The sequence below is a fragment of the Glaciimonas soli genome, assembly GCF_009497155.1.
In the GTDB taxonomy this organism is placed as follows: domain Bacteria; phylum Pseudomonadota; class Gammaproteobacteria; order Burkholderiales; family Burkholderiaceae_D; genus Glaciimonas; species Glaciimonas soli.
Window position 1 is genome coordinate 87,083 of sequence record NZ_WINI01000007.1, and the last position, 22,576, is coordinate 109,658.

Consider the following 22,576-nt stretch of genomic DNA (forward strand, 5'->3'; position numbering starts at 1 on the left):
GGTTGCCTGGCGCCAGACTCACCGTCAAGTTGATGACCTGCAAACTAACGACTAGTTGCGCACGCAGCGCAGGAAAAATTACTCGCGTCTGAAACTGAGAATAGCCCTTCCTATGGGATTTCCTGATACTAACGGATTCGGCATCCAGTTCGTTCTGACGTCGAGCGCGTCTCCATCCAACTGGTAGAAGCGTTCCTGCTCGCTGCCGTTCCAGGCTTCATTCCAAGATGCGTCAACCTTTGTGATGAACCTATCCCCATCTATCCGATACCGTCCGGTATAGGCCATCACAGTACGGAAAAGTGCCAGCAGTTTCTCATCCGTATTTCCTGGCTCCCGCGCCTTTGCAGTAATTAGCACCATCATTCGCCCATCAGAGCCGAAAATAAGGTGGCCGTTGGGGTCGGTACCCCACGGTTGAGTACGCTCCTTTGAATCCTGAAATTCAGTATCAAAAGAAACCAACCGCCAACAACCGTGAAGCTTAGTGTCGCGCTCAGACATATTTCCTCCTGGTGTAGTTCGCCTAAAAGTACCCATCTGTCGAATGTTGGGTAAGTTGCCATGCAAATTGCAATAACACCATCAAATTCGCGGGATACGCCACGGACTGCCAAGTGCCGAATCGCGCCACGCCCCAACGCTGCCATTGCCATCTGAATGATCGTACATTGAAACTATTCATCCGATAGGCTCCATTCGAGAATGCGCAAGGTTAGCCACCAACCCGCTTCGCACTATGACCATGCTTACTAAGCACCTCCATGACCAGCTCGCAATGGTCGCCCTGGACTTCAATCACACCGTCCTTAACTGTCCCACCAGAACCGCAGGTCGTGCGCAGGTGCTTGCCCAGCAAAGCCAGAGCAAGCGGATCGAGCGCAAGTCCTTTGACGATGGTCACGCTCTTACCACCCCGGCCCTTGGTCTGGCGCGACACTAGCACCTTGCCGTCACCTACTGGCACGGCCTTGGCTCTAGCCTTGCAGATGCATTCTGCGAGCGCAAGCCGACATTCAGAGCACATGCGCCCGACGTCGGTCGAATAGACGAGACCGCCTTTTGGGCTGCTTTTCATGATTTATTTCCCCAGGATTTTTGAAGTGATGATCACGACGAGATTAATAAACTAGTAGACGCTCATGACCAAAAGCGCTGCGTCCGTTTTTCTGGTGGTAGCCAGTTCGGGTTGCCACCGTTCATTTAGGGGACACTGGAGATTGGCAGCGTCCGCCCCGAAAGAAACAGTCCTTATTCCCGTAAGAAGATATTCGTTCAAAACTACGCAATCCGATAGCTGTATCTGCAAGATTTGATGGTGAATTTTTATGTATCCAGGATTTGGATACTTACATCGCCAAACCAGTTATTTATCCACCTATCGGTTTTTTCCAATGCGGAAAGAAGTTTAGGCGATACCGGGACTATCTCGCCAAAAACCACATTCTCATTGATCGCTTTGCTGTTGACTGCAGAATACAGCTGGCCGCCGGACTGAAACGTAACAGCCATAAATACCCCGCATTTTTTGCAAAATAAAAAATCTGCCAGACTGCTGCCTTGCTGATAATGACCCAACTGATTTGCATGTTTGACACTAATTAGCAACGAACCATGTACATCAGAGATAAAACCTGCGCCATGCTTGCGACAAAAATCGCAATCGCAGACCCGTACCTGAAAAGATGATGGCGGCTTGGACAAGTTAATGTCGAGATTGATGTTCCCGCAATGGCATTCGCCGCTTAATTTGTACAGGTTATCCGTAATAGGTAATTGATTTGTCAATTTGCACTCCAATATCCTTTGACAGCTTTGAGCTGCGGTCCATCAGTTAATTTTGGTATCGCCACATATGCCACTTATCACTCAACAACGAGGCCCGGTTTTAAGAGTGATCTTCAAGATCACTATTTCATGTTGAATGCAAATTACAAGAATACCTGCTTGCATTGCTTTTGCCGCGCTCAGCCGATTGTAGGCGGCGGACTCAGTCGTTTGCAACAAACCGAATTCAACCCAAAATAGACATTCGTTGGATAAAGGTATTTATTCCTTAAGGACGTTAAAGTCTTCTTCAGATGATGGCACTATAAAATAGCGACTTATCGCATCGAACTCGGCTTCACTGGTCGTGAATCGATGGGAGCCGTCATCATTTCTTCGCCGCAGCCTTCGCTTGCATTCTTCATCGGCGACATCCAGATAGTGAAGGCAATGGGCCGAGCCAGCACTCTCAAAAATATTGCGCATCCATTGACGACTATCCAATGTATTGGCCGGGAAATCCAGTACGACCGAAATCCCGGTGCGAAGCAAGTGTTCAACATGAATACCCATGAGGCCACGGAGACGAGCAGTACATCGCACATAGTCCTGCAGTGAGGCTATTTCACCTGGAAAAAGTTGACTCAACCATTCATCCTCGCTGATTAACACGGTCTTCGGCTCTGCCCCAAGCCGATGAGCCAATGTGGATTTCCCAGAGGCGATTTTTCCGCATATCAGGTGAAGCATTGGCGATACTTGTGCTGTCATTTTTTTGGAATTCTCCGATTGCGTGGGTAAATTTCCCAAAAAGCAGTCGAAAAAAAACTGCCTCTTGGGGCAGGTTATTTAGCTACTTGAATACAAAAGCTACCCCACCATTTTTTGAATGGAGCAAATAATCGTAGTGGCGTGCGTGTAGAAAAATTTCATGCGTTCAATATCCCATAATTAAATAATTTCAGCAAGCACCACCCACAATGAATTGATTTCGGTCTTTCGAGAATGAGCGAGTTCGCCCCATAAGAGACAGATAGCTTCCTAATACCACAATGAAAAATCACAACCTTACATCATTGATTTCGTTTTACCTCGTAGTGCAGGCACACCACGCCCGACGCAAAAATTTTACTTTTCACCAGCGTGAGTGCAGTTCTGTCCTTAATGTTTTTGAATAAGGGAATGCCCTGCCCCAGCAGAATCGGATTGATGAATAGCCAATACTCGTCGATGAGGTTTTCCGCCATCAGCGCGTGAGTGGCGGAGGGGCTGCCAAACACTAAAATCTCGCTGCCCGCGCTGTGCTTGAGCTTGCTGATTTCATCGCTTAAATTGCTACTGATAATTTGGATATCAGGATGATTTTTTTCCAACAAGGTTTTCGATAACACAATTTTTCGGGCGGTTTTATACCAACGCGAATGCGCACGGTCATGCGGACTGGCGTTGGGCTGCTCGGCAGCGGTTGGCCAGTACGACTCCATCATCTGGTAGGTGACGCGCCCGTATAACGCAGTGTCGGTCTGCTGAATCCGCTGCTCCACATATCCAAACATATCGTCGCTCAAACTTATCCAGCCCAGGCTAGCCATGCCCTCATCGGTGGAGGCAACAAAACCATCCAGTGACACATGTACAAACGAAACGATTTTTCGCATGATTTTCTCCTTGATTACATTTTGGTTACATAGCCTGCAAGGCGCGCCAGTATTTGGTTCTCTATCATGGACGATGATGGGACGAATGTTGAATGACCGTTGCTGGCCGTTTTGCGCCCATCGCGACCGGTTGAATCCGCCTCCCTGAGAAGTCACTCAATGGATGGGAGTCCAAACTTGAGACTAATTCAAATGGGAGGGCATGTCGCCTACCTCGCATCTTGAATTCGTCACTTTTTTGAAATCACACCAATCATGTATTCATTTAAATCCCGTAGGTCTTTGATCGTCCACGGGTACGGTGACAGCTTTATGCCATTTTCTCGCAAAGTCTTTGGAATCAAGTCTCCGTTTGGACGGAGTATTATTGATGACACGATAACACCAGGATAATCACTTAGTCGTTTTTTGAAAGCGGGCGTTGTAAGGTCAGGTGTAGGAGGATTGCTTTTATTGGCTAATGCCCCTGTGCCTTTGCCATCTACTCCGTGACACATGGCGCATCTCGCCAAATAAATATTTTTCCCATTACCAGTATTCGCAAAAGATAGCGATGTTTGAAAAAATAAAATTCCTAACGAAGCAATGAAGACTATTTTCGCTTTCACGTATACAACTCCCTAACAGCTCGTAAAAAATACTTCCTGTCACTGGTCTACACACTGGCAGGTCAATTTGGAGTGCAACTGCGGCGGCCCTTCATGAAGCGATTTCCATCTTACGAGCTATACCAATTGATAGATGGCCGCTTCTGCCCGAAAAGAGCCGTAGCTTGATTTCTCTGTATCGTCAGAGCCGCTGGTCAATAACTACGCCTGAATAATCGTTCCATCCCCATACTCTCCCACAACGGGGTCTAAATTTTCTAGCGAGTGAAGAATCGTGGGACCTCGGGAACAGGCTTGCCGCGTCAGGTACTCCGTCAATCCTTCCGCTTGAACAGCGGGAGGAATTTTCGCATGCATTTCTGTCAGTAATTCTTCCGCTGCTCTCACAATCCACTCTACCGTCCGATATTTTGGCGATACTATCTGAATGTTCTGCGAGTCAGTCTGGTCAAAGAAGCCGTGTTGCAATTTGTGTCTGACGTAAGAAAGCGCAGTGATGCCAGGAATGGTGCGCTTTTCCAAATAGGCCTGATTCGCGCCTTCGTCGTAACGGACGACGTTGTCTGGAAACTCGTATCCCTCATCTTCCAGAAGCGCCTCATTGACGATATTCGGCAACAGGGGCCTGGCGTCTTCATGACTGACTTCAAACAAAAGAATTTTCTTGAGCTTCTTCATTTCCTTTTGTTGTTCCGTATCTGTTTTTTGGATGGCGATACTCGGAAAGTACTCACGGATGAATTCATTGGATTCATTCATGAGCTCGTCCCTGCTCAAATCTGTTTGTTTTTCCAAAAACCTGTCATCCATGTCCATCATCTTCCAGGCATGGTTAAGATCATGAATGAGAAATTCGAGTGGAGACTGCCAGAACTCATCAACATACACAGGCTCCGTTGATACCCCTATGAAATAGATTGGAGTGCCGCGGATCTTCATGAGATCGGTGGCGGAAATGTTATCAAAAGTCGGAATGATGAACACTTCGGGAAGCCGATGCATCAGCTCTTCGTACCGGTACCAGTACTTCTTTTGAAAGTGGATGCTCAAATCTTTCTCGATACGGCAGGCCACATCAAAAAAGCCTACGGCTTCAAACAAGATACGCAGCGTCGGCGCATAAGGACACATCGGGCCATTCTGGATCGTAACGTGGTGAAGCTTGTGCAGCAACTGGTCACGCATCGACGCAAGTGCGGTATTGTCGCGGCACTTCTCTTCTATCCCAGATAGCATCATCTGGCTGCGAACGTATTCGACCACCGGCAACAATTCCAGAATTGGCGTATCCAGGTTGTCGTTATTCGACGCAAACCGTGCCCGTAATCCACGGTAAACATCCAATGGGTTTTTTACCGTTTCCCGTATCCATTCATGATGAGAAACTCCCAGCGTTTTAGTAAAGTTTTTCGCAATGAGCGCAGCGGCGATCTGTTTATGGTGACCGAAAGCAAAGGAGCCTTCTTTCGCGTTCGGCGTAGTAATCACGCTCTCGGAGAGCCACCGGCCATCGACTCCTTCCGTTTCGAGGATTTCTACGAGGAATCCAACCGTATCAACGATATGGCGCGGATCTGACGGTAAAGCGATGTCTTTAAGGTGATCGCGATAGCCGTGAGAAATGGTTCTATCCATATAGATTCGCGCTTCTTTTCCAGCTTCGCTCCGGACGAAATAGTATTTACGCCCGTCTAATTCTGCGATGCCATATTCTGGTGTTACTGATCCGAACACTTTGCTGCTCGTTACCCTTAGCGCGGCAAAAATGTTGGCCGGAATTCCGATCTCGTTTTGTTCATCTTCGTCCCGAAGTAAGCCGCCCGGCAGCGACATGCCTTCAGGAAAAAACGTCCGGTTCACCGTCAAGAATTCCCGCCCGTGCTCTCCTTCCCGCATCACAAGTACGTCGACAGTCTTACGAACCATGACTCCCCGATCGATTCGCTGCCTGGCCTGAATTTTCAGTTCTTGATCGGACAACAACGCGTTCACCACCGCGGATTGATGATCCACGTTCAGATATTTACCGATGCAATTTTCGATGCCATGCTTGCGGATGGGGTCACGCAGGCGATGGAACCAATACACCATGTACAGCAACGATTCAGCATAGAGGTTTGCTGGATAACTTTGCGTATCGAGAGCTATCGCGTGTTTGTCGAGTATTGCCAAAACGGCGCCTGCAACGGTATCGCCTTGTCCGGCTGCGTATAAAGATGACAGATCACCGATAACTTCCCTGGATCCATTGGTGTCTGATAATCCGGGAATCGGCGCAGGGGCGTTAAATGCCATCATGTTTTCCTTAAGGATTTCTCTCGCGTTAAACGCTTAAATTTCGTTCAAAATTAACAATATCAACACCTGGCTTCAGTGCATAGAGCTGCGCCAATCGCCCCCCCAGAAGATATTTTCTCATTGGAAATTTCGAACATTTCTGATGCTTCAATCCGTCGCATTAAACTTTTTCTTTGAATTGGCTTTTCGATGATTGCGTCAATCACCTTGATCAATTGGCCGATGCTGAATTTTTCAGGCAAACAGAATACTGGAATCATCGAATACAAGGTTTTCTGTCGAAGCCGCTGCTGCGCCATATCAATGATGTGTCGATGGTCGAAAGCAATCAATAGCTTGGGCAATTCACTTACGCTCAACCATTAGCTTCGTTTGAAAATAGTTTCACTACAGTTTGCTGATGCCTGCGAAAGGCCGCTGTTGGCCGATAGTTGGCCATCGCATTTCCAGACTGATTAAGGGCCAATGCTAGTCTTTGTGTAAGATTCCCGTACGATATCCTGAACTTCAACGCAAAGCTGAACATTTGAATTAGTGGGCGCCCCACAGACCTGCTTCAGTATGCGCAGCAAGCTTTCCGAAAGCTCACGCTTCGTTTGAGTTGACCTACCGCTCATGATGGCTAGTTTTACATATGCGAAGCCTCGGTCTTGCGGTGATGTGCCGACAAGAAATGTGCCGAGTCGAACGGCGCGGCTTTTAATGTCGATCTCGTCAAAGTGACCGGAAGCAACGAGAGTTTTATTTAGCTCCAGCAAAGCGTTGTCGGCATTAAACTGATGTAAGTTGTCTGTGTATTCGAGCGTGAGGTGAGGCATGTTGCTCCTAACAATTAATAACGCCGCCAAACGGCTCTTCCCGATCGCTAGCGTAGGTCAATGATTGATGAACGCATTCTAAACGCACATGCGAGCGGCCGTTGGAACGTCGGGTCTGATATTTGCGATGGACAGGCAAGCATACACCCTACACACCCGACTGTCTGCTTTGAAGACTCATTCTCAACGACAGCTCCTGGCCGATACCGACTGTATGAAATATCGGAACTAATCTCCAATCCGCCAGCGCGTGGTTTTATGCCCGTGTTTTACTTTTTCATCTGGCTCATTCTCTAGCTTGCTTTCCAAAGCCATTATCAAAACAGCTTTCCCATAGATATAAACAAGGCAACGAGGAAGCTGCTCAACACTGCGGTCTATGATTTTACCGATGCCATTCCGCTGACAGTCGCTGGTAGATAGCGGTTTTAATTGCATTATCGGAGATGCCTCCAAGGTTCATACGTTGGCATTCATTCAGTCATATGGGTACTTACCTATCCGTCCGAACTCACTCCGTTGTTGCACAGACATCTTCCAACGCTTACGTTTTCTTCAAAATTCAGTGGGTTCCGGGCCGCGATCTTTGTCTGCCCTAAAGGGCAATAGCGAGTCGTAATTTTCTTTGCTACCGTAACTTATCTTTGCATTTCAACCAGAATGGGAGGATTCACCATGGAAACAGCACCACCAGTATTCGGTTCTGCTGAGCTTGAGCGTCGCATGCTTGAGCGCCGCGCCTTTGAGGCGGTAATTTGGGGCATGCCAGCAGTTAACTACGATCTCATGTATCAAGCAATGGTCCGCGAGACTAAAGGTGTATACAACCAAATCGTTTACTGGTCAGGACTCCCTGATTGGAAAAATCAGACGTTGACACCTAACCCCGACGCGATCTACATCATGCCTTTTATCAACACGAAGGACGTCGGTCCGATGGTGCTCGAGATCCCTCCCGCCGACGATGGCTCGATAACCGGGAGCGTAGACGATGCCTGGCAGGCAGCCTTGGAAGACGTGGGGACCGCCGGTGTGGACAAAGGTAAAGGGGGTAAGTATCTGATCCTGCCGCCTGGGTATAAGAACAGCACACCCGATGGCTATATCACGCTACCGTCCGATACCTATCAAAGTTACGCGCTTCTTCGCTCCATTTTGAAGGGTGGCAGCGAGGCCGATATTACCAAGGCCGTCGCCTACGGCAAGCGAATCAAACTCTATCCTCTCTCGCAGGCTGCCAATCCACCTGCGACCATATTCGTTGATGCGATCGATGTCGTATTCGACGCCACTATCCCGTACGATTTACGTTACTTTCAGTCGCTCGACCGCATTGTGCAAATTGAGCCTTGGCTGACGCGGGACAAAGTGATGATCAATCACCTCAAATCGCTCGGCATCGAAAAAGGCAAGGCTTTCAAGCCCGATGCCACCATCCAGGAAATCCTCAAGTCGGCCGCCAGTGAGGCGCGCGCCTGGTTGGACTTATACAATGAAACTCTTTTTCAGCCGCCTTTTTTCAAAACCGGTCGATGGGCAATACCAGCAACGCCCGATGTTATAGAGGGAAATGCAACATTGTTCGCAAATCCCGACACCTATCCCATCGATTCCAGAGCCCGCACCTACTCCATGGGATTCTTCAGTGCGAAGCACTTGGGAACCGGGCAGTTCTATCTGATGACAATCAAGGATAAAGACGGCGAGAACTTCGATGGAGGTAGCACCTACCGTCTGACAGTGCCGGCAAAGGCGCCTGTCACGCAGTATTGGTCTGCTACCGTTTACGATCGCGCAACGCATGGTTTCATTCGCGATCTGCAGTGGTCCAGTCGTTCCTCGCAGAACCCCGGGCTCCAACAGAACGTCGACGGTTCCGTGGATGTCTATTTCGGGCCGAACGCGCCCAGCGGCAAGGAAACAAATTGGATTCCGACCCGGCCCGGCGGGAGCTTTGAAGTCTTGTTCCGTCTCTATGGTCCAGAGAAGGCATTGTTCGAAAAGACTTGGGTCTTACCGGATATCGAGAAGATAAATTAAAGGAGTGCAGAATTTGCCATTTTAAATGTGCAAAGAAAGCAGAAAAAAACGACGCAAACTATTCAGGGGGAAAGGAATATGTTCAAGAGAATCTGTGGCACTTCTGTGGTCGTTGTAACGCTGGGATTTCCGTTCACCGCGTACGGCACCGAAGGGGGGCTTGGTCGCCCCATCTCCGGCTCTGGCGTGACAAATGATGCCGGGATCATTCCGCCCGAGCCAGGCTGGATCGTGAACCTGGCCGAGATCTACTACGATGGTACCATCAGCGCCAGCCACTCCGTGCCGATAGCGGGCAAGGCCACTCTTGGCCTAGATGCCAAAGTCTCGTTTACGCTTGCGACACTGCTCAAAGTATGGGATACAGGACCCGGTCGATGGAACTTTGCGTCAAGCGTGACGCTTCCCTATGCCTGGACCAGTGCAAGCGCAACGCTTGGTGTGGGCACCCGCGCGGGCAGCGTGAAACAGGAAGCGTCGGGGCTGTTCGATCTGACCTTCGCGCCGATCATCGCCGGATACCACTTTTCCTCAACTGATCACGTTGCCTTGAGCCTCAATATATGGGCTCCCACCGGCAAGTACGATCCGACCAGTCTGGCCAACGTCAGTCTGAATAACTGGACCTTTATCCCCACCGTCAGCTATACCAAGCTCCTTCCCTCCAGCGGTATGGAATTTGACGCAACGGCGGGTGTCGAATTCTATACGCGCAACCACGCCACTGACTATCAGAACGCTCCCCTGTTTACCCTCGACGTCATGGGGCTCAAACGTTTCGCCAACGGCGTCGGCGCCGGCCTGGTCGTGGGTACGGTCCAGCAACTTGGTAACGACAGCGGCCCGACTGCGGACAAGCTCAATGGCTTTCGCGGCTACGACTGGGCGGTCGGACCGATCATAACTTATGATACGAAGCTCAGCGGCAAAACACCACTTAGCTTCGCTCTGCGCTGGATCCCGACAGTAAGTAGCAAGAACCGGCCGTCGAGTACGGACACCGTGATGGCAACAGCGACCGTAGCCTTTTGATCCGGGGCCACGCTCCCTGTGTCCTTGTTGCGTGGCTACCGGAATTGAAGAAAAATTGCGCAAAAGAGGAATGCTCTGCGCAAGAGACTAACTAAAGGCACTCTAAGCTTCGTAGATGCGAATCATGTCGGGATCGTCGGCGATGTCATTACACAAGCACGCATTGATAACCGAACCATTGACTTATTGCAGGCCATTTATCACTTCCGCTGTCGTGCAAATTGATGCGTAATCCGCAGCAATATTACTCAGCGAGAGCGCATGCACGTCTTCTGCCGACCAAATACGACCATTGAGATCACGCTGATCGAAAGTAAACGCAGCGTCAGCGACAACGATAGTTTTAAAGCCCAGATTCCCAGCGGACCTGGCTGTCCCTTCGACTGAATTGTTCGTCACGACGCCGACCAGCACCAGATGAGAAATTCCTCGCACATGCAACCAACGCTCCAATCCGGTTGCAACAAAAGCATCGGGAACATTTTTTTCGATTATGTGTTCGTCCGGCAGCGGAATGAACGAATCTTGAAATTCAATACCCGATTGACCGGGCCAGAATACAGACTCAGGCGACCTGGATACATGTCGGATATGCACCACGGGACGCTTAGTCAATCGCCATGACGTCAACAGCGATACCATGTTTTCTTCTGCTTGCAGATTGTTGCGCTTGCCAAGTTTAGGGTGTTTGATGCCTTGTTGCATGTCGATGATGAGCAAAGCTGCATTTTTATTTATCTGTTCCATGATTCGCGGCACCTAATGAAAAGTATATTGTAGTTGGATCGAGCGGCGCTCCTGACCGCGAGCCGTCTCTAAAAATTTCACTTATTTGTTTTGCTTCTCAGCCGGAACTGCTGGACGAGATTCCGAAGAGCAGTCATTCATTTTTTTTACTTCTGTGTTGAAGAGATTTCCGGCATTGTGACAACAATTTTTCCCTTTGCATGTCCCGATTCAAGCTTGGCCATCGCGTCGATGATGTTTTCAAACGGATAAACGCTGTCGACGATCACCTTGATCACACCTGCATCAACGAGGCGAGCGAGTTCGGCCAAGTCTGCTCCGCTCGGGTGCATGAACAGATAGCGGTAGTGCACGCCATGCTTTCTGGCGTGACGCCGCAACAAGAAGCTTGCGAACCAGAACAATGCCTGCAAACCAAACCCGCGCCCCAAGTCTTTCGATGCGGTTAGCGGCTCCGGAATGCCGGCAACCGTCACAACGGTTGCGCCTGGACGCACTATGGCGAAAGCCTGTTCAAGGGTATCGCCGCCAAGCAAATCGAATGCACCATCGAATTCTGACAGAACTGACATGGGCTTTTCTTTCGTGTAATCGACGACAATGTCAGCTCCAAGTTGCCGTACCAGCGCTTCCCCGCGCGGTGACGCTGTGGTCGCGACTTGGGCGCCAAGGTGTTTGGCGATCTGTATGGCGAAGCTACCTACACCACCAGCGCCTCCGGAAATGAAGATGCACTGTCCCTTCTCAACGCGCAATTCATCGCGCAGTGCCTGAAGAGCGGTCAGTCCGGCAAGGGGTATGGCAGCGGCGGCTGCAAAGTCGAGGCTCGCCGGTAGCTGGGCCGCATGATCCTCCTCGACGATCGCGAACTGCGCAAAAGCTCCCATTCTTTCCTTGGCAACGCGTGCGAACACGCGGTCGCCAATGTGAAAACGATGCACCTGTCCGCCGCATGCGACTACCTCACCCGCCAGTTCGTTGCCAAGCACTGCTGGCAGCTGATAACGCTGGACGATTCGCAAGTCGCCCTTGCGAATCTTGAAGTCCACGGGGTTCAGTCCTGCAGCTCTGACGCGGATGAGAAGTTGCCTCGCGTTAGGCACGGGTACAGGCACTTGCCCAAGGCTTGTCAGTTCCGGGCCACCGTAAGCCTTCAATACAAATGCCTGCATACTATTTGGAATAGTAATTAATGGAGTCGTCATCATTCGTACCTCAGTGAGCCTAAATACCAAAAATTCCGTTCAAAAATACGGATTTAGTACGTTCTCAAAACACTAACTATAGACACGAGAAAAGCGAAAGCAGTCCCTGGCTTTGTCGCCGAATGAGGGCAGCACGAACCACTTTTCCAGCAGTGCTTCCTGCTGGAGCCCAAGTTTCGCAAGGACTCTGTGCGCACCGATATTCTCAATATCGCAGGCTGTCCAGATTCTCTCAAAACAACCACTCTGCTCCAAAAAAAGCAACCCTGCTCCCGCGGCTTCCGTCATCAGACCTTTCCCCCAAAAACGGCGGCCAATTCCAAAATGTATCTCGCAAGTGCCTCCTTCGAAGCAAATCAAAAAAATTCCAATCGCCATATTTGTTTCACGGTAACTAATTACCCAAGCAAATCCCGGGCTCTTATCGCTCCATCTTATATTGCACCAAGCGTCCAGCATTTTTTTCGTCTGATCAATGTTCGAATGCACTTCTCGTTGCAGATATTTCGAAGATTCCGCGTCTCCGCAATATTCTCGAAATAATGCGTCCTCATCTCCAGACTGGAATCGCCGAAGATGTAAACGACTAGTTTCCAAATCCGTCACGCACGCACGAATATTAAGATCCATGTCTTTTATTGATCTCACGTTATCACCGTCCAATATCACACAACAAAATGAGAGCGTTTTGAGTGCTCATATACGTCATCCGCAATCCTGCACTCGCTGCAACATCTGTGTCGTCTTGCAGCTAAGTCTGTTTAGCTCGCGAATTTTATTGCCAATAAGAAATGATAAATTAAATTTCACCCGCCTATAAACTTTTTTAATTCTTTCATTTATACTGTATGCATGCACAGTATTCAGAGTTATTAAAAGCTCTCTAATTCACCACGCAAGAGGAGAGAACATGGCAATAGTCTCAACCATGTCGGCGGGTGCCGCCAACGCCATCGCCCAGATGCCGAATGCTTTATGGCGGGCGAACGAGATGGCGACCTGCCGGACATCAACGCTGCCATCCGGCTTTACAGCCCTGGACGGCGAATTGCCGAACGCCGGATGGCCGAAGTCCACATTGATTGAATTGCTACTCCAACAAGCCGGCATAGGCGAACTGCAACTGTTGAAACCGACATTGAGCACCTTGGCTCGCAGCCAACGTATCGCACTGATTCAGCCGCCACACTTACCCCACGGTGCCGCCTTCCATGGCTGGGGCCTGCGCCCCGAAAGCCTGTTCTGGATGAAAGCCAAGTCGACCGCTGATGCATTGTGGAGCGCCGAGCAGATCTTGAAAAACGGCAGTTGCGGCGCCCTCATCCTCTGGCAAAACAATATCCGTACTGAAGCGCTGCGCCGTCTGAATCTGGCCGCCCAGTCCGGCGATACGGTGTTTTGGTTGATACGCCCGATCTCCGCACGACAAGATACTTCGCCGGCGCCATTGCGTCTGGCGCTGCGGCCGGCCTTCGGCGGTGTCAGCGTCGACATCGTCAAACGCCGCGGCCCGACTTCGGAAGAAACCTTGTATATCCCTTTACCGGATATGCCAACCACCCGCCACATTCAGGAAATCGAACATGCGCCTATGGATCAGCGTGCACCTGCCATCGCTGCCGCTCGAAGCATTCCGACCCTGCTGGTGTGAACCTGCTGAGTACGCGCTTCTGGACCAGGACCGCGTGCTCACCGTCTCCATCGAAGCGGCCGCCGCCGGTATTCGCCCTGGCATGCGCCGCGGCAGCGTGTCGGCCATTTCACCGAGCACGGTCCTGCTGGAGCGTGACCTCCACAAGGAGGCAATCGCTTTCGACGCGATCACCATGGCGCTGCTGCAATTTACGCCGGAAGTCACGATCCAGGATGATTTCAGCATCCTGCTCAATGTCACCGCGAGCCTGCGCCTGTTCGGCGGCCAACTAGCGCTGTGCAGGTGCCTGCAGACCAACGTCAAGGCACTGGGATTCACTGCCCGAATCGGTACTGCGCCGACAGCACTGGGCGCCTGGCTACTGGCTAGAGCGAGATCCACCCGCAAGCTTCCAGTCCGGCGTCGCGCGATCAAGATGGACACGATGGCGCGCCGCTTGGATAAACTCCCATGTGACTTGCTACCCAATGCAGTCATCTACGCCGACTGGCTCAGCGGCATAGGCTGCGACTGCTTAGGCCAGTTGCGAGCGCTACCACGCGCTGGCCTGCAGCGACGCACCAACGAAAAGCTATTGGAATCCCTCGATAAAGCCTATGGTGAAGCCCTCGAGCTGTTCGAATGGATCAAGACCCCGCAATTGTTCTCAGCTCGGGTGGAAACGCACGATCGTATCGAACATGCGGACGCGCTGCTGATCGGCGCCCACCGGCTGATCTTGCAACTGGTCGGCTGGCTGGTTTCACACCAGCTGGCGGTGACCCGGTTCGTGCTGACCATGGAGCATGAGCGCGGCCGCACCGCGATTGCGCCGACCGAACTGGAAGTAGCTCTGGCCGAGCCTGCCTGGCGCGAGGAGCATCTGGTCCGCCTGTTGAAGGAACGCCTGGGCCGGATAGAACTGATCGCGCCGGTGATCGCCTTGCGCCTGGACGCCGCCCAGCTCACTGCAATGCTACCGCCGACCGAATCGCTATTCCCGGAGCCCGGCGGCTCGCCGGAAGAATTCCATCGTCTGGTGGAGCTATTGGTGGCACGTCTCGGCAAAGAGAATGTCTTGACTCTGGTTGGCGAGGCCGACCATCGACCCGAAACAGCCAATTGCTGGATGCCGGTAACCGACAAACGCCCCCGGAAGACCGAAGAACCCGAGCCGCTGCGGCGACCAGCACTGCTGTTGGACAAACCCATCCAATTGCTGATACGCGATGAGCGCCCCTTCTATGGCTCGGCGCTGAAACTGATCAGCGGTCCGGAGCGAATCGAGTCTGGGTGGTTTGACGACAAATTGGCAGCGCGCGATTACTACGTCGGCCAAGGGGTAGACGGTACCTGTTACTGGGTCTATCTGGAACGGATAGCGGACAGCCGCTGGTACCTGCACGGACTGTTTGCGTGAACGATCATGGCTGCTCCTTCCATCCTGCCAGCCTATGCCGAACTACAAACCGTCTCCAATTATTCCTTCCTGCGCGGCGCATCCTGCCCTGAAGACCTTGTCGAGCGCGGAGCCAAGCTCGGATACGCGGCAATGGCGATCACCGATGAATGCAGCGTTGCCGGTGCCGTCAAGGCGCATGTCGCGGCCAAGGACCTGGGCCTGCATCTGATCATCGGCAGCCAGATGTTAGTCACTCCCGAAGAACATAGCCCGCCATTCAATCTGATCGTGCTGGCCATGAACAAGAACGGCTACGGTAATCTGTGCGAGCTGATCACCGCCGGCCGCATGCGTGGCAAGAAAGGCAGCTATCTGGTTAAACCGGAAGATATCGCCAACCCCGGCGGTGAGTTGTTCTATCTGCGCGGGATGCCGGACTGCCAGTTGATCCTGGCACCGGCGTACGGTATCGATCAGGAAACGCTGTCCCGACAAGCGGCCTGGCTGGTGCATACGGCGCCGGGTCGAGCCAGGATCGCATTGAGTCTGCATTACCGCTCCAAGGACGACGAACACAAGGCGCTCGTCGCTGAAGTCGCCGAGGAATATAGCCTGCCTGTCGTGGCGACCGGTGATGTCTGCATGCATGTTCGCTCATACAAACCGATTCAGGACACGATGACCGCTATACGGCACAAACTACCGATCGCAAAATGCGGCTTCCGGCTGGCCTCGAATGCGGAACAGCACCTGCGTTCCCGACTACGGCTGGGCAACCTGTACTCGCGGGAGGCCTTGGAAGAGACGCTACGAGTCGCGCAATTGTGCACTTTTAGCCTGGATGAGCTGAAATACGAATATCCGGAAGAACTGGCACCGCCCGGCGAGACGCCGACCAGCTACCTGCGCAAGGAAGTCTATATCGGCGCTAACTGGCGCTTTCCCGGTGGTATCCCAGCCAACGTTCAGCAACAGCTTGAGAATGAACTGGCGCTGATTGCGCAACTGCAGTACGAAGCCTATTTCCTGACGGTCTACGATATCGTCCGCTTCGCCCGTAGTCAGAAAATCCTGTGTCAGGGCCGCGGCTCGGCGGCCAATTCTGCCGTTTGCTACTGTTTGGGCGTCACGGAAGTCGATCCCGCACGCGGCACATTACTGTTCGAACGCTTCATCAGTGCGGAGCGCAACGAACCGCCGGATATCGATATCGACTTTGAACACCAGCGCCGCGAAGAAGTCATCCAGTACATCTACAATAAATACGGCCGGGTTCGTGCTGCACTGACGGCAGTCGTCCGCAGCTACCGTGTCAAGAGTGTCCTGACTGACGTCGGCAAGGCCTTGGGCGTGGACCAGTCCATCATTGATAAGGTGAACGATGCGCGCGACGGCTGGGGTGGTACTTCGGACCTGATGGAACGATTAGCCAGTTGCGGATTCGATCCGGATTCGGCGATCGCTGCCAAATGGGCGGATATCGCCGATAAGATGATGCGCTTCCCACGCCATATGTCGCAGCACCCGGGAGGCTTCGTGATCTCGCGCGGTAAGTTGTCGAGGCTGGTGCCGATTGAACCGGCTCGGATGATCGACCGCAGTATTGTGCAGTGGGACAAGGATGATCTGGATGCGGTCGGGCTGCTGAAGGTGGATATCCTGGCACTCGGCATGCTGAGCTGCCTGCGGCGGGCACTGGACATCGTGTCGGAACAGCGTGGCGAACGCTTCGAACTGTACGACATCCCGCCCGAGGATCCGGCGACCTATGACATGATCTCCCAGGCAGATACGGTCGGCGTGTTTCAGATCGAGAGTCGCGCGCAGATGGCTATGCTGCCCCGGATGCAGCCGCGTACCTTTTACGACCTGGTGATTGAGATCGCGATCATCCGACCTGGGCCGATCGAGGGCGGCATGATCCAGCCCTACCTGCGCCGACGCACCGGCGAGGAACTGGTCAGCTATCCGAGTCCGGCGATGGAAGCTGTACTGGAGCGCACATTGGGGGTGCCTATCTTTCAGGAGCAGGTGATGCAAATCGCGATGGTTGCTGCTGGCTTTACGCCCGGAGAAGCGGACCGGCTGCGCAGAGCCATGGCCGCCTGGAAGCGCAAGGGCAACCTGGAGCAGTTCGACGCCAAACTACGGACCGGCATGGCCGAGCGCGGCTATACCCCGGAATTCGCCGAATCTATCGTCGCGCAAATCCGCGGATTTGCCTCATACGGATTCCCGGAATCGCACGCATCCAGCTTTGCGCTGCTGGCTTATGCAAGTAGCTGGCTGAAATGCCATGAACCAGCCGCTTTCCTGGCTGCGTTGCTGAATAGCTGGCCTGTGGGCTTCTATCCACCATCACAATTGGTACAGGATGCCAGGAGACACGGTATCGAAGTGCGGCCGGTTGACGTCTGCATCAGCGGCTGGGAGGCCGCGCTGGAGAAAAGCGATAAGCAACATGCCGCAGTACGTCTGGGTATGAATAATGTGAAAGGTCTGGAGCAGGATGCCGCCTGGCGCATCGAAGAAACCCGGGCGATCAAATCGTTTGCCAGCGTCAGCGATCTGGCGGAGCGCGCGCAATTGAGTCGCAAGACGCTGCAGGCCTTGGCCGCCGCAGACGCGCTGAAATCGTTGGCAGGCAACCGGCGTCAGGCGCAGTGGCAATCGGCAGTCAGCATCCCGGACAAGGACTTATTGCGGCCAGCCAAAGTCGCTGAAGAGCACCTGGAACTAGCAGCGCCGACCGAGAGCCAGACCATAGTCGACGACTATCGCAGTACCGGGCTGACGCTGAACCGCCATCCGTTGGCACTACTCCGGCATCAGCTGAGCGCAAAAAAACTGCTGACCGCCGATGCTCTGAATGCCTGTGGCGATGGTGCTCTGGTCAGGGGCTGCGGCATCGTCACGGTACGGCAGCGGCCGCAGACGGCGAAAGGGACGATCTTCATCACATTGGAAGACGAAACCGGGACGGTAAATGTAATCGTCTGGCCCAAACTGGTGGAAGACTTCCGCAACGAGGTGTACAACTCGGCGATGTTAGCGGTGTATGGGCGTTGGCAGAGCAAAGGTGGCGTCCAGCATCTGGTGGCGATGCGGCTGGTGGATATGTCTCACTTGCTGGGGGAGTTGACTACTCATAGCAGGGATTTTTGCTGATACCGGAATGGATAAATGACAGGTACCGCGTGGTTATATGTCGACCGATTTGGGGCGCCTCAATGATTCGCATACTGCTGGCTATAACTGCCGGTAGCGATTTAGGTATTGCACTATGTGCAGTTGTCTATTATTTTTACAGTGCATGTAAACATGCAATGCCGTCCTGGTCGGATTTAAAAAAACAGTGATTGCATCTATTTATCATTTTTAAAGCGACGACATGAAAAAACTACAAACGACACTCGTTGCCGCAGCTGCTTTAAGTCTCACAATCGCGATATTTTTATTCATTTCGACAATGGGATTTGCTATATCGCCTTTGTATCTCACTTTTAGTACAGATCACCCTACGCTCCTGAGATGTCTGAACTTATTCTTATTGTTGTTTAGTATTGCTTGCGTAGTATTCAGCATGCGCCAACGCAAGCATAATGAAATTGAATCTTGAAATTCAAGATCGCACAGTGAACTACTCTCAAAGGGCAATCATGCAAGAGATCCACATAAGGCATAGTGAAGCAGAAGACATTGAAGCGATAAAAGATATTTATGCGTGTCCCAAGGCGATGGCCGGGACGCTGCAACTACCCTTTCCGACACTAAAAAAATGGCAAAAACAGCTGAGTGAATTACCAGTGGGCGTGTACAGTCTGGTCGCCGTCATTGATAACATCATTGTCGGACAGTTAGGTTTGGAGGCAAATCAAAGGCCGCGACGCAAGCATGTCGCAAGCTTTGGTATTGCAGTAAAAGATGCCTATCAAGGTCAAGGAGTCGGCAGTAAATTGCTCGCTGCTGCGATTGATCTTGCAGATAACTGGCTCAATATCACTCGGATTGAACTGACTGTATTCACTGACAACGCTGCTGCCATCGCTACCTACAAGAAGCATGGCTTCATTATTGAGGGCGAATCAGCGCAGTACGCTTTTCGCAACGGAGAATTTGTGAGTGTTTATCATATGGCGCGTTTGCGTTAATGGTCTTATCACGTAAAACGGGGCAAGGTTCTCAATTGAAAACCCTGCCCCGCTAAACGAACTCGCTCGACGTACCCGGCATCGCCGAATACGGCTATGCATTACAAAATATGCACCCCAATCCACCAGGCAATCGCGGCAACAAAAGCGGATGCCGGAATCGTGAAAATCCAGGCCCATACAATATTACCCGCCACGCCCCAGCGGACCGCCGACATTTTACGCGCTGAACCAACGCCGACAATCGCGCCGGTGATCGTGTGCGTAGTCGATACCGGCACACCTAATATCGTTGCCAAAAACAGGGTAATCGCGCCACCTGTTTCAGCACAAAAACCGCCGACTGGTTTCAACTTCGTGATTTTCTGTCCCATGGTTTTGACGATACGCCAGCCGCCAAACAAGGTGCCCAAACTAATCGCACTGTAGCAGGACAAGATCACCCACCATGGTGGCAACGCATCCGAAGCGCTGGTCGCACCGGCTGCAATCAACAGCATCCAGATAATCCCGATAGTCTTTTGCGCATCGTTACCGCCATGACCCAGACTGTACATAGAAGCTGAAATCAGTTGCAGACGACGGAACCATTTATCCACTTTACGCGGTGTCGATTTTACGAATATCCACGATACCAGCACCATCATGATGGAGCCAAAAACAAAGCCCAACAGCGGTGACAAAACGATGAAGACAATAGTTTTGATCAAGCCGGAAGCAATCAATGAACCGGTGCCAGCCTTGGCCACTGCAGCACCGACCAGACCACCGATCAATGCGTGCGATGAAGAAGAAGGAATCCCGTAATACCACGTGATGATATTCCAGAAAATAGCCCCGACCAGTGCCCCAAACACCACGTAATGGTCGACCACTTCGGGATGTATGGTGCCCTTGCCGACTGTGGCAGCAACGTGCAATTGGAAAATAGCAATCGCAACAAAGTTGAAAATCGCTGCCATGGCGACGGCTTGCTGCGGCTTGAGTACACCGGTAGAAACCACGGTGGCGATGGCATTGGCCGCATCATGAAAACCATTCATGAAGTCGAATACCAACGCCAATGCGATGAGTCCTGCTAGAACGTAGATACTGATGTGAAGAGTTTGCATGTGATTAGGCGTTCTCTACAATGATGCCTTCGATGATATTGGCAACATCTTCGCAACGATCAGTCACAGTTTCCAAAATTTCGTAAATGGCCTTGAGTTTAATCAAAGTACGGACATCGGGTTCATCGCGGAACAGCTTGGACATGGCGGCACGCATCACATGATCGGCATCCGATTCCAAACGGTCAATCTCCTGGCAAACATCCAAAATCTTGCCCGAGTTGTCCATGTTGTGCAACAAACCTACTGCGATTTTAACTTTCTCAGCGCATGCCAGACATAATTCAGCCAGTCGCTTGGCTTCCGGCGTGATCGCCTTGATGTCGTACAGCGAAATGGTTTGCGCCGCATCTTCGAGCAAATCAAGAATGTCATCCATACGTGTGATCAACTGATGAATGTCATCGCGATCTATCGGCGTGATAAACGTTTTGTGCAGCATGTCGATCGCAGTATGCGTAACTTTGTCAGCTTCTTTTTCAATGCTTTCGATCGCATGCACACGAATTTCCAGGTCATCGAAATTGGTCATCAGCGCCACCATTTCTTTTGCCCCTTTTACGCACAATTCAGCATGCTGATTAAAGAGATCAAAAAATTTGCCCTCGGTGGGCATCAGTCGTCCAAACATGGTTACTCTCTTTTCTTAATTAAAACTCAACTTCGGGAATGCGATTAATCGCCGCCATATGGTGCCGCCAAAGCACCTGAATAATTATCAAACTTGGTGTATTGACCCAAGAAGGTCAAACGTATGCTCCCAATCGGACCATTACGCTGTTTACCGATAATAATTTCTGCAGTTCCCTTTTCTTGTGAATCGGGATTGTAGACTTCGTCGCGATAGATAAACAAAATCACGTCCGCATCCTGTTCAATCGCGCCGGATTCACGCAAATCGGACATGACAGGACGTTTGTTCGGCCGTTGCTCCAAAGAGCGATTAAGCTGTGACAAAGCGATCACGGGACATTGCAATTCTTTCGCCAGCCCTTTTAAGTTACGCGAAATCTCAGAAATCTCGGTAGCACGGTTTTCACCTTGGCTGTTACCCGTCATCAATTGTAAATAATCGATAATGATCAGGCCTAATTTACCGCATTGGCGCGATAAACGACGCGCACGCGCTCGTAGCTCCATTGAGCTCAAGGCTGGCGTTTCATCAATATACAACTGCGCATCGTTCATTTTTTGAATCGCATGCGTTAATCTTGGCCAGTCTTCATCATTTAGCTTACCGGTACGCAGACGATGTTGATCCAGCTTTCCAACAGAGCCAAGCATACGCATTGCCAGCTGTGTGCCGCCCATCTCCATTGAAAACACGGCAACTGGCAAGCCGCTCTCAATGGCGACGGTTTCACCGATATTGATCGAAAATGCAGTTTTACCCATCGATGGGCGCCCTGCAACAATAATCAAATCACCAGGCTGCAAGCCGGAAGTCATCTTATCCAGATCGGCGAAACCGGTTGGAACACCAGTGATTTCACTTTGATTATCGCGGCTATACAGCTCATCGATACGCTCGACAACTTGTGTCAACAGCGGTTGAATGCCTTGAAAACCGGATGCGCCGCGCGAGCCTTCTTCAGCGATTGCAAAAATCTTGGATTCAGCCTCATCCAGCATCTGCTTGACTTCTTTTCCTTGCGGGCTAAAAGCCTGTCCAGAAATTTCGTCGGAAACGGTAATGAGTTGACGCAAGACGCCACGGTCACGCACGATTTCGGCATAACGGCGGATATTAGCGGCGGAGGGAGTATTTTGCGCGAGCGCATTGAGATAAGTCAGCCCGCCGACTTCCTCGGCTTTACCAATGCTGTTCAGTGATTCGAAAACGGTAATGACGTCAGCTGGCCGCGTGTTATTGATCAGCTTGGCAATGTGCTGAAAAATCATTCTGTGATCGTAGCGATAGAAATCATCTGCCCGAACAAAATCGGCAATGCGATCCCAGGCAGCATTATCAAGCAGCAGTCCACCCAGTACAGATTGCTCTGCCTCGATGGAATGTGGCGGGACACGAAGGGAATCTAGCTGGGGATCTGGGGGTGCGTTCATGGCGCGAATTATACCTGCTTAAGCTTCCCTCACATTGCTGC

At 51.6% G+C, this 22,576-nt stretch carries 22 protein-coding genes; 6 read left to right on the forward strand and 16 right to left on the reverse strand.

What is annotated here, in order from left to right; genetic code table 11:
* Positions 1-78: 78 nt before the first annotated feature.
* The 10 genes from GEV47_RS12635 to GEV47_RS12680 form a co-directional block, all read right to left on the reverse strand.
* Positions 79-504, reverse strand: coding sequence for a lipocalin-like domain-containing protein (locus GEV47_RS12635; RefSeq protein ID WP_153235130.1), 426 nt, complete (start codon positions 502-504; stop codon positions 79-81).
* Positions 505-715: 211 nt separating this feature from the next.
* Positions 716-1,078: a translation initiation factor Sui1 gene (locus GEV47_RS12640; protein WP_153235131.1), complete on the reverse strand. Its 363-nt coding sequence runs from the start codon at positions 1,076-1,078 to the stop codon at positions 716-718.
* 248 nt (positions 1,079-1,326) lie between these two features.
* The gene (locus GEV47_RS12645; RefSeq protein WP_153235132.1) at positions 1,327-1,788 is read right to left on the reverse strand and encodes a GFA family protein; all 462 of its coding nucleotides are present in this window, start codon (positions 1,786-1,788) and stop codon (positions 1,327-1,329) included.
* 261 nt (positions 1,789-2,049) lie between these two features.
* Positions 2,050-2,538 (reverse strand): AAA family ATPase, encoded by a 489-nt coding sequence (locus GEV47_RS12650; protein WP_228124697.1) that lies wholly within the window; start codon positions 2,536-2,538, stop codon positions 2,050-2,052.
* A gap of 302 nt (positions 2,539-2,840) precedes the next feature.
* Entirely contained in the window at positions 2,841-3,425 is a 585-nt protein-coding gene (locus tag GEV47_RS12655; RefSeq protein ID WP_153235133.1) for a dihydrofolate reductase family protein, read from the reverse strand.
* 230 nt (positions 3,426-3,655) lie between these two features.
* The gene (locus GEV47_RS12660) at positions 3,656-4,033 is read right to left on the reverse strand and encodes a cytochrome c (RefSeq protein ID WP_322741639.1); all 378 of its coding nucleotides are present in this window, start codon (positions 4,031-4,033) and stop codon (positions 3,656-3,658) included.
* A 201-nt stretch (positions 4,034-4,234) separates the two neighbouring features.
* Positions 4,235-6,331, reverse strand: a complete 2,097-nt coding sequence (locus tag GEV47_RS12665) for a hypothetical protein (RefSeq protein ID WP_153235134.1) — start codon at positions 6,329-6,331, stop codon at positions 4,235-4,237.
* Between the two features lie 59 nt (positions 6,332-6,390).
* Entirely contained in the window at positions 6,391-6,630 is a 240-nt protein-coding gene (locus GEV47_RS19865) for an NrtR DNA-binding winged helix domain-containing protein (protein ID WP_407646257.1), read from the reverse strand.
* Between the two features lie 156 nt (positions 6,631-6,786).
* Positions 6,787-7,149, reverse strand: a complete 363-nt coding sequence (locus GEV47_RS12675) for a 5-carboxymethyl-2-hydroxymuconate Delta-isomerase (protein WP_153235135.1) — start codon at positions 7,147-7,149, stop codon at positions 6,787-6,789.
* A 228-nt stretch (positions 7,150-7,377) separates the two neighbouring features.
* Positions 7,378-7,587 (reverse strand): hypothetical protein, encoded by a 210-nt coding sequence (locus GEV47_RS12680; protein WP_153235136.1) that lies wholly within the window; start codon positions 7,585-7,587, stop codon positions 7,378-7,380.
* A 237-nt stretch (positions 7,588-7,824) separates the two neighbouring features.
* Here GEV47_RS12680 and GEV47_RS12685 point away from each other — a divergent pair, with 237 nt between their 5' ends.
* Together GEV47_RS12685 and GEV47_RS12690 are read left to right on the forward strand one after the other, a co-directional pair.
* Entirely contained in the window at positions 7,825-9,189 is a 1,365-nt protein-coding gene (locus GEV47_RS12685; protein WP_153235137.1) for a DUF1254 domain-containing protein, read from the forward strand.
* 78 nt (positions 9,190-9,267) lie between these two features.
* The gene (locus tag GEV47_RS12690) at positions 9,268-10,221 is read left to right on the forward strand and encodes a SphA family protein (protein WP_153235138.1); all 954 of its coding nucleotides are present in this window, start codon (positions 9,268-9,270) and stop codon (positions 10,219-10,221) included.
* A gap of 183 nt (positions 10,222-10,404) precedes the next feature.
* Here the strand turns inward: GEV47_RS12690 and GEV47_RS12695 are convergent, their stop codons facing one another.
* From GEV47_RS12695 to GEV47_RS12705, 3 genes are all read right to left on the reverse strand, one after another.
* Positions 10,405-10,968, reverse strand: a complete 564-nt coding sequence (locus tag GEV47_RS12695; protein ID WP_153235139.1) for a cysteine hydrolase family protein — start codon at positions 10,966-10,968, stop codon at positions 10,405-10,407.
* A 146-nt stretch (positions 10,969-11,114) separates the two neighbouring features.
* Entirely contained in the window at positions 11,115-12,176 is a 1,062-nt protein-coding gene (locus GEV47_RS12700; RefSeq protein ID WP_228124698.1) for an NADP-dependent oxidoreductase, read from the reverse strand.
* A gap of 69 nt (positions 12,177-12,245) precedes the next feature.
* Positions 12,246-12,803 carry a GNAT family N-acetyltransferase gene (locus GEV47_RS12705; protein WP_153235140.1) on the reverse strand — a complete coding sequence of 186 codons (558 nt, stop codon included), beginning with the start codon at positions 12,801-12,803 and terminating at the stop codon, positions 12,246-12,248.
* A 280-nt stretch (positions 12,804-13,083) separates the two neighbouring features.
* Here GEV47_RS12705 and imuA point away from each other — a divergent pair, with 280 nt between their 5' ends.
* The 4 genes from imuA to GEV47_RS12725 all read left to right on the forward strand — a co-directional run bounded on the left by imuA (position 13,084) and on the right by GEV47_RS12725 (position 19,359).
* Positions 13,084-13,824 (forward strand): translesion DNA synthesis-associated protein ImuA, encoded by a 741-nt coding sequence (imuA, locus tag GEV47_RS12710; RefSeq protein WP_228124699.1) that lies wholly within the window; start codon positions 13,084-13,086, stop codon positions 13,822-13,824.
* Positions 13,757-15,226 carry a Y-family DNA polymerase gene (locus GEV47_RS12715; RefSeq protein ID WP_153235141.1) on the forward strand — a complete coding sequence of 490 codons (1,470 nt, stop codon included), beginning with the start codon at positions 13,757-13,759 and terminating at the stop codon, positions 15,224-15,226. Before imuA ends, GEV47_RS12715 begins: the two co-directional genes overlap by 68 nt.
* Positions 15,227-15,232: 6 nt before the next feature.
* Positions 15,233-18,376, forward strand: coding sequence for an error-prone DNA polymerase (locus tag GEV47_RS12720; protein WP_153235142.1), 3,144 nt, complete (start codon positions 15,233-15,235; stop codon positions 18,374-18,376).
* Positions 18,377-18,867: 491 nt separating this feature from the next.
* On the forward strand, positions 18,868-19,359 hold the full coding sequence (locus GEV47_RS12725) for a GNAT family N-acetyltransferase (protein WP_153235638.1): 492 nt from the start codon (positions 18,868-18,870) through the stop codon (positions 19,357-19,359).
* Between the two features lie 101 nt (positions 19,360-19,460).
* On the opposite strand, the gene GEV47_RS12730 is transcribed toward GEV47_RS12725, so the two are convergent.
* From GEV47_RS12730 to GEV47_RS12740, 3 genes are read right to left on the reverse strand one after another with little or no spacing between them, the layout of a single operon-like run.
* Positions 19,461-20,471, reverse strand: a complete 1,011-nt coding sequence (locus GEV47_RS12730) for an inorganic phosphate transporter (RefSeq protein ID WP_153235143.1) — start codon at positions 20,469-20,471, stop codon at positions 19,461-19,463.
* A 4-nt stretch (positions 20,472-20,475) separates the two neighbouring features.
* Positions 20,476-21,102, reverse strand: coding sequence for a DUF47 domain-containing protein (locus tag GEV47_RS12735; RefSeq protein WP_153235144.1), 627 nt, complete (start codon positions 21,100-21,102; stop codon positions 20,476-20,478).
* 44 nt (positions 21,103-21,146) lie between these two features.
* Positions 21,147-22,535, reverse strand: coding sequence for a replicative DNA helicase (locus tag GEV47_RS12740; protein ID WP_153235145.1), 1,389 nt, complete (start codon positions 22,533-22,535; stop codon positions 21,147-21,149).
* Between the last annotated feature and the right edge of the window lie 41 nt (positions 22,536-22,576).

Bases quoted from the DNA above. Each gene is read 5' to 3' on its own strand.
- GEV47_RS12715 (WP_153235141.1), top strand. From the start codon at position 13,757: ATGCGCCTATGGATCAGCGTGCACCTGCCATCGCTGCCGCTCGAAGCA.
- GEV47_RS12730 (WP_153235143.1), bottom strand. From the start codon at position 20,471: ATGCAAACTCTTCACATCAGTATCTACGTTCTAGCAGGACTCATCGCA.
- GEV47_RS12640 (WP_153235131.1), bottom strand. From the start codon at position 1,078: ATGAAAAGCAGCCCAAAAGGCGGTCTCGTCTATTCGACCGACGTCGGG.
- GEV47_RS12720 (WP_153235142.1), top strand. From the start codon at position 15,233: ATGGCTGCTCCTTCCATCCTGCCAGCCTATGCCGAACTACAAACCGTC.
- GEV47_RS12735 (WP_153235144.1), bottom strand. From the start codon at position 21,102: ATGTTTGGACGACTGATGCCCACCGAGGGCAAATTTTTTGATCTCTTT.
- GEV47_RS12740 (WP_153235145.1), bottom strand. From the start codon at position 22,535: ATGAACGCACCCCCAGATCCCCAGCTAGATTCCCTTCGTGTCCCGCCA.
- GEV47_RS12725 (WP_153235638.1), top strand. From the start codon at position 18,868: ATGCAAGAGATCCACATAAGGCATAGTGAAGCAGAAGACATTGAAGCG.
- GEV47_RS12665 (WP_153235134.1), bottom strand. From the start codon at position 6,331: ATGATGGCATTTAACGCCCCTGCGCCGATTCCCGGATTATCAGACACC.
- GEV47_RS12635 (WP_153235130.1), bottom strand. From the start codon at position 504: ATGTCTGAGCGCGACACTAAGCTTCACGGTTGTTGGCGGTTGGTTTCT.
- GEV47_RS12690 (WP_153235138.1), top strand. From the start codon at position 9,268: ATGTTCAAGAGAATCTGTGGCACTTCTGTGGTCGTTGTAACGCTGGGA.
- GEV47_RS12685 (WP_153235137.1), top strand. From the start codon at position 7,825: ATGGAAACAGCACCACCAGTATTCGGTTCTGCTGAGCTTGAGCGTCGC.
- GEV47_RS12700 (WP_228124698.1), bottom strand. From the start codon at position 12,176: ATGATGACGACTCCATTAATTACTATTCCAAATAGTATGCAGGCATTT.
- GEV47_RS12680 (WP_153235136.1), bottom strand. From the start codon at position 7,587: ATGCAATTAAAACCGCTATCTACCAGCGACTGTCAGCGGAATGGCATC.
- imuA (WP_228124699.1), top strand. From the start codon at position 13,084: ATGGCAATAGTCTCAACCATGTCGGCGGGTGCCGCCAACGCCATCGCC.
- GEV47_RS12695 (WP_153235139.1), bottom strand. From the start codon at position 10,968: ATGGAACAGATAAATAAAAATGCAGCTTTGCTCATCATCGACATGCAA.
- GEV47_RS19865 (WP_407646257.1), bottom strand. From the start codon at position 6,630: ATGGCGCAGCAGCGGCTTCGACAGAAAACCTTGTATTCGATGATTCCA.
- GEV47_RS12650 (WP_228124697.1), bottom strand. From the start codon at position 2,538: ATGACAGCACAAGTATCGCCAATGCTTCACCTGATATGCGGAAAAATC.
- GEV47_RS12675 (WP_153235135.1), bottom strand. From the start codon at position 7,149: ATGCCTCACCTCACGCTCGAATACACAGACAACTTACATCAGTTTAAT.
- GEV47_RS12705 (WP_153235140.1), bottom strand. From the start codon at position 12,803: ATGGATCTTAATATTCGTGCGTGCGTGACGGATTTGGAAACTAGTCGT.
- GEV47_RS12655 (WP_153235133.1), bottom strand. From the start codon at position 3,425: ATGCGAAAAATCGTTTCGTTTGTACATGTGTCACTGGATGGTTTTGTT.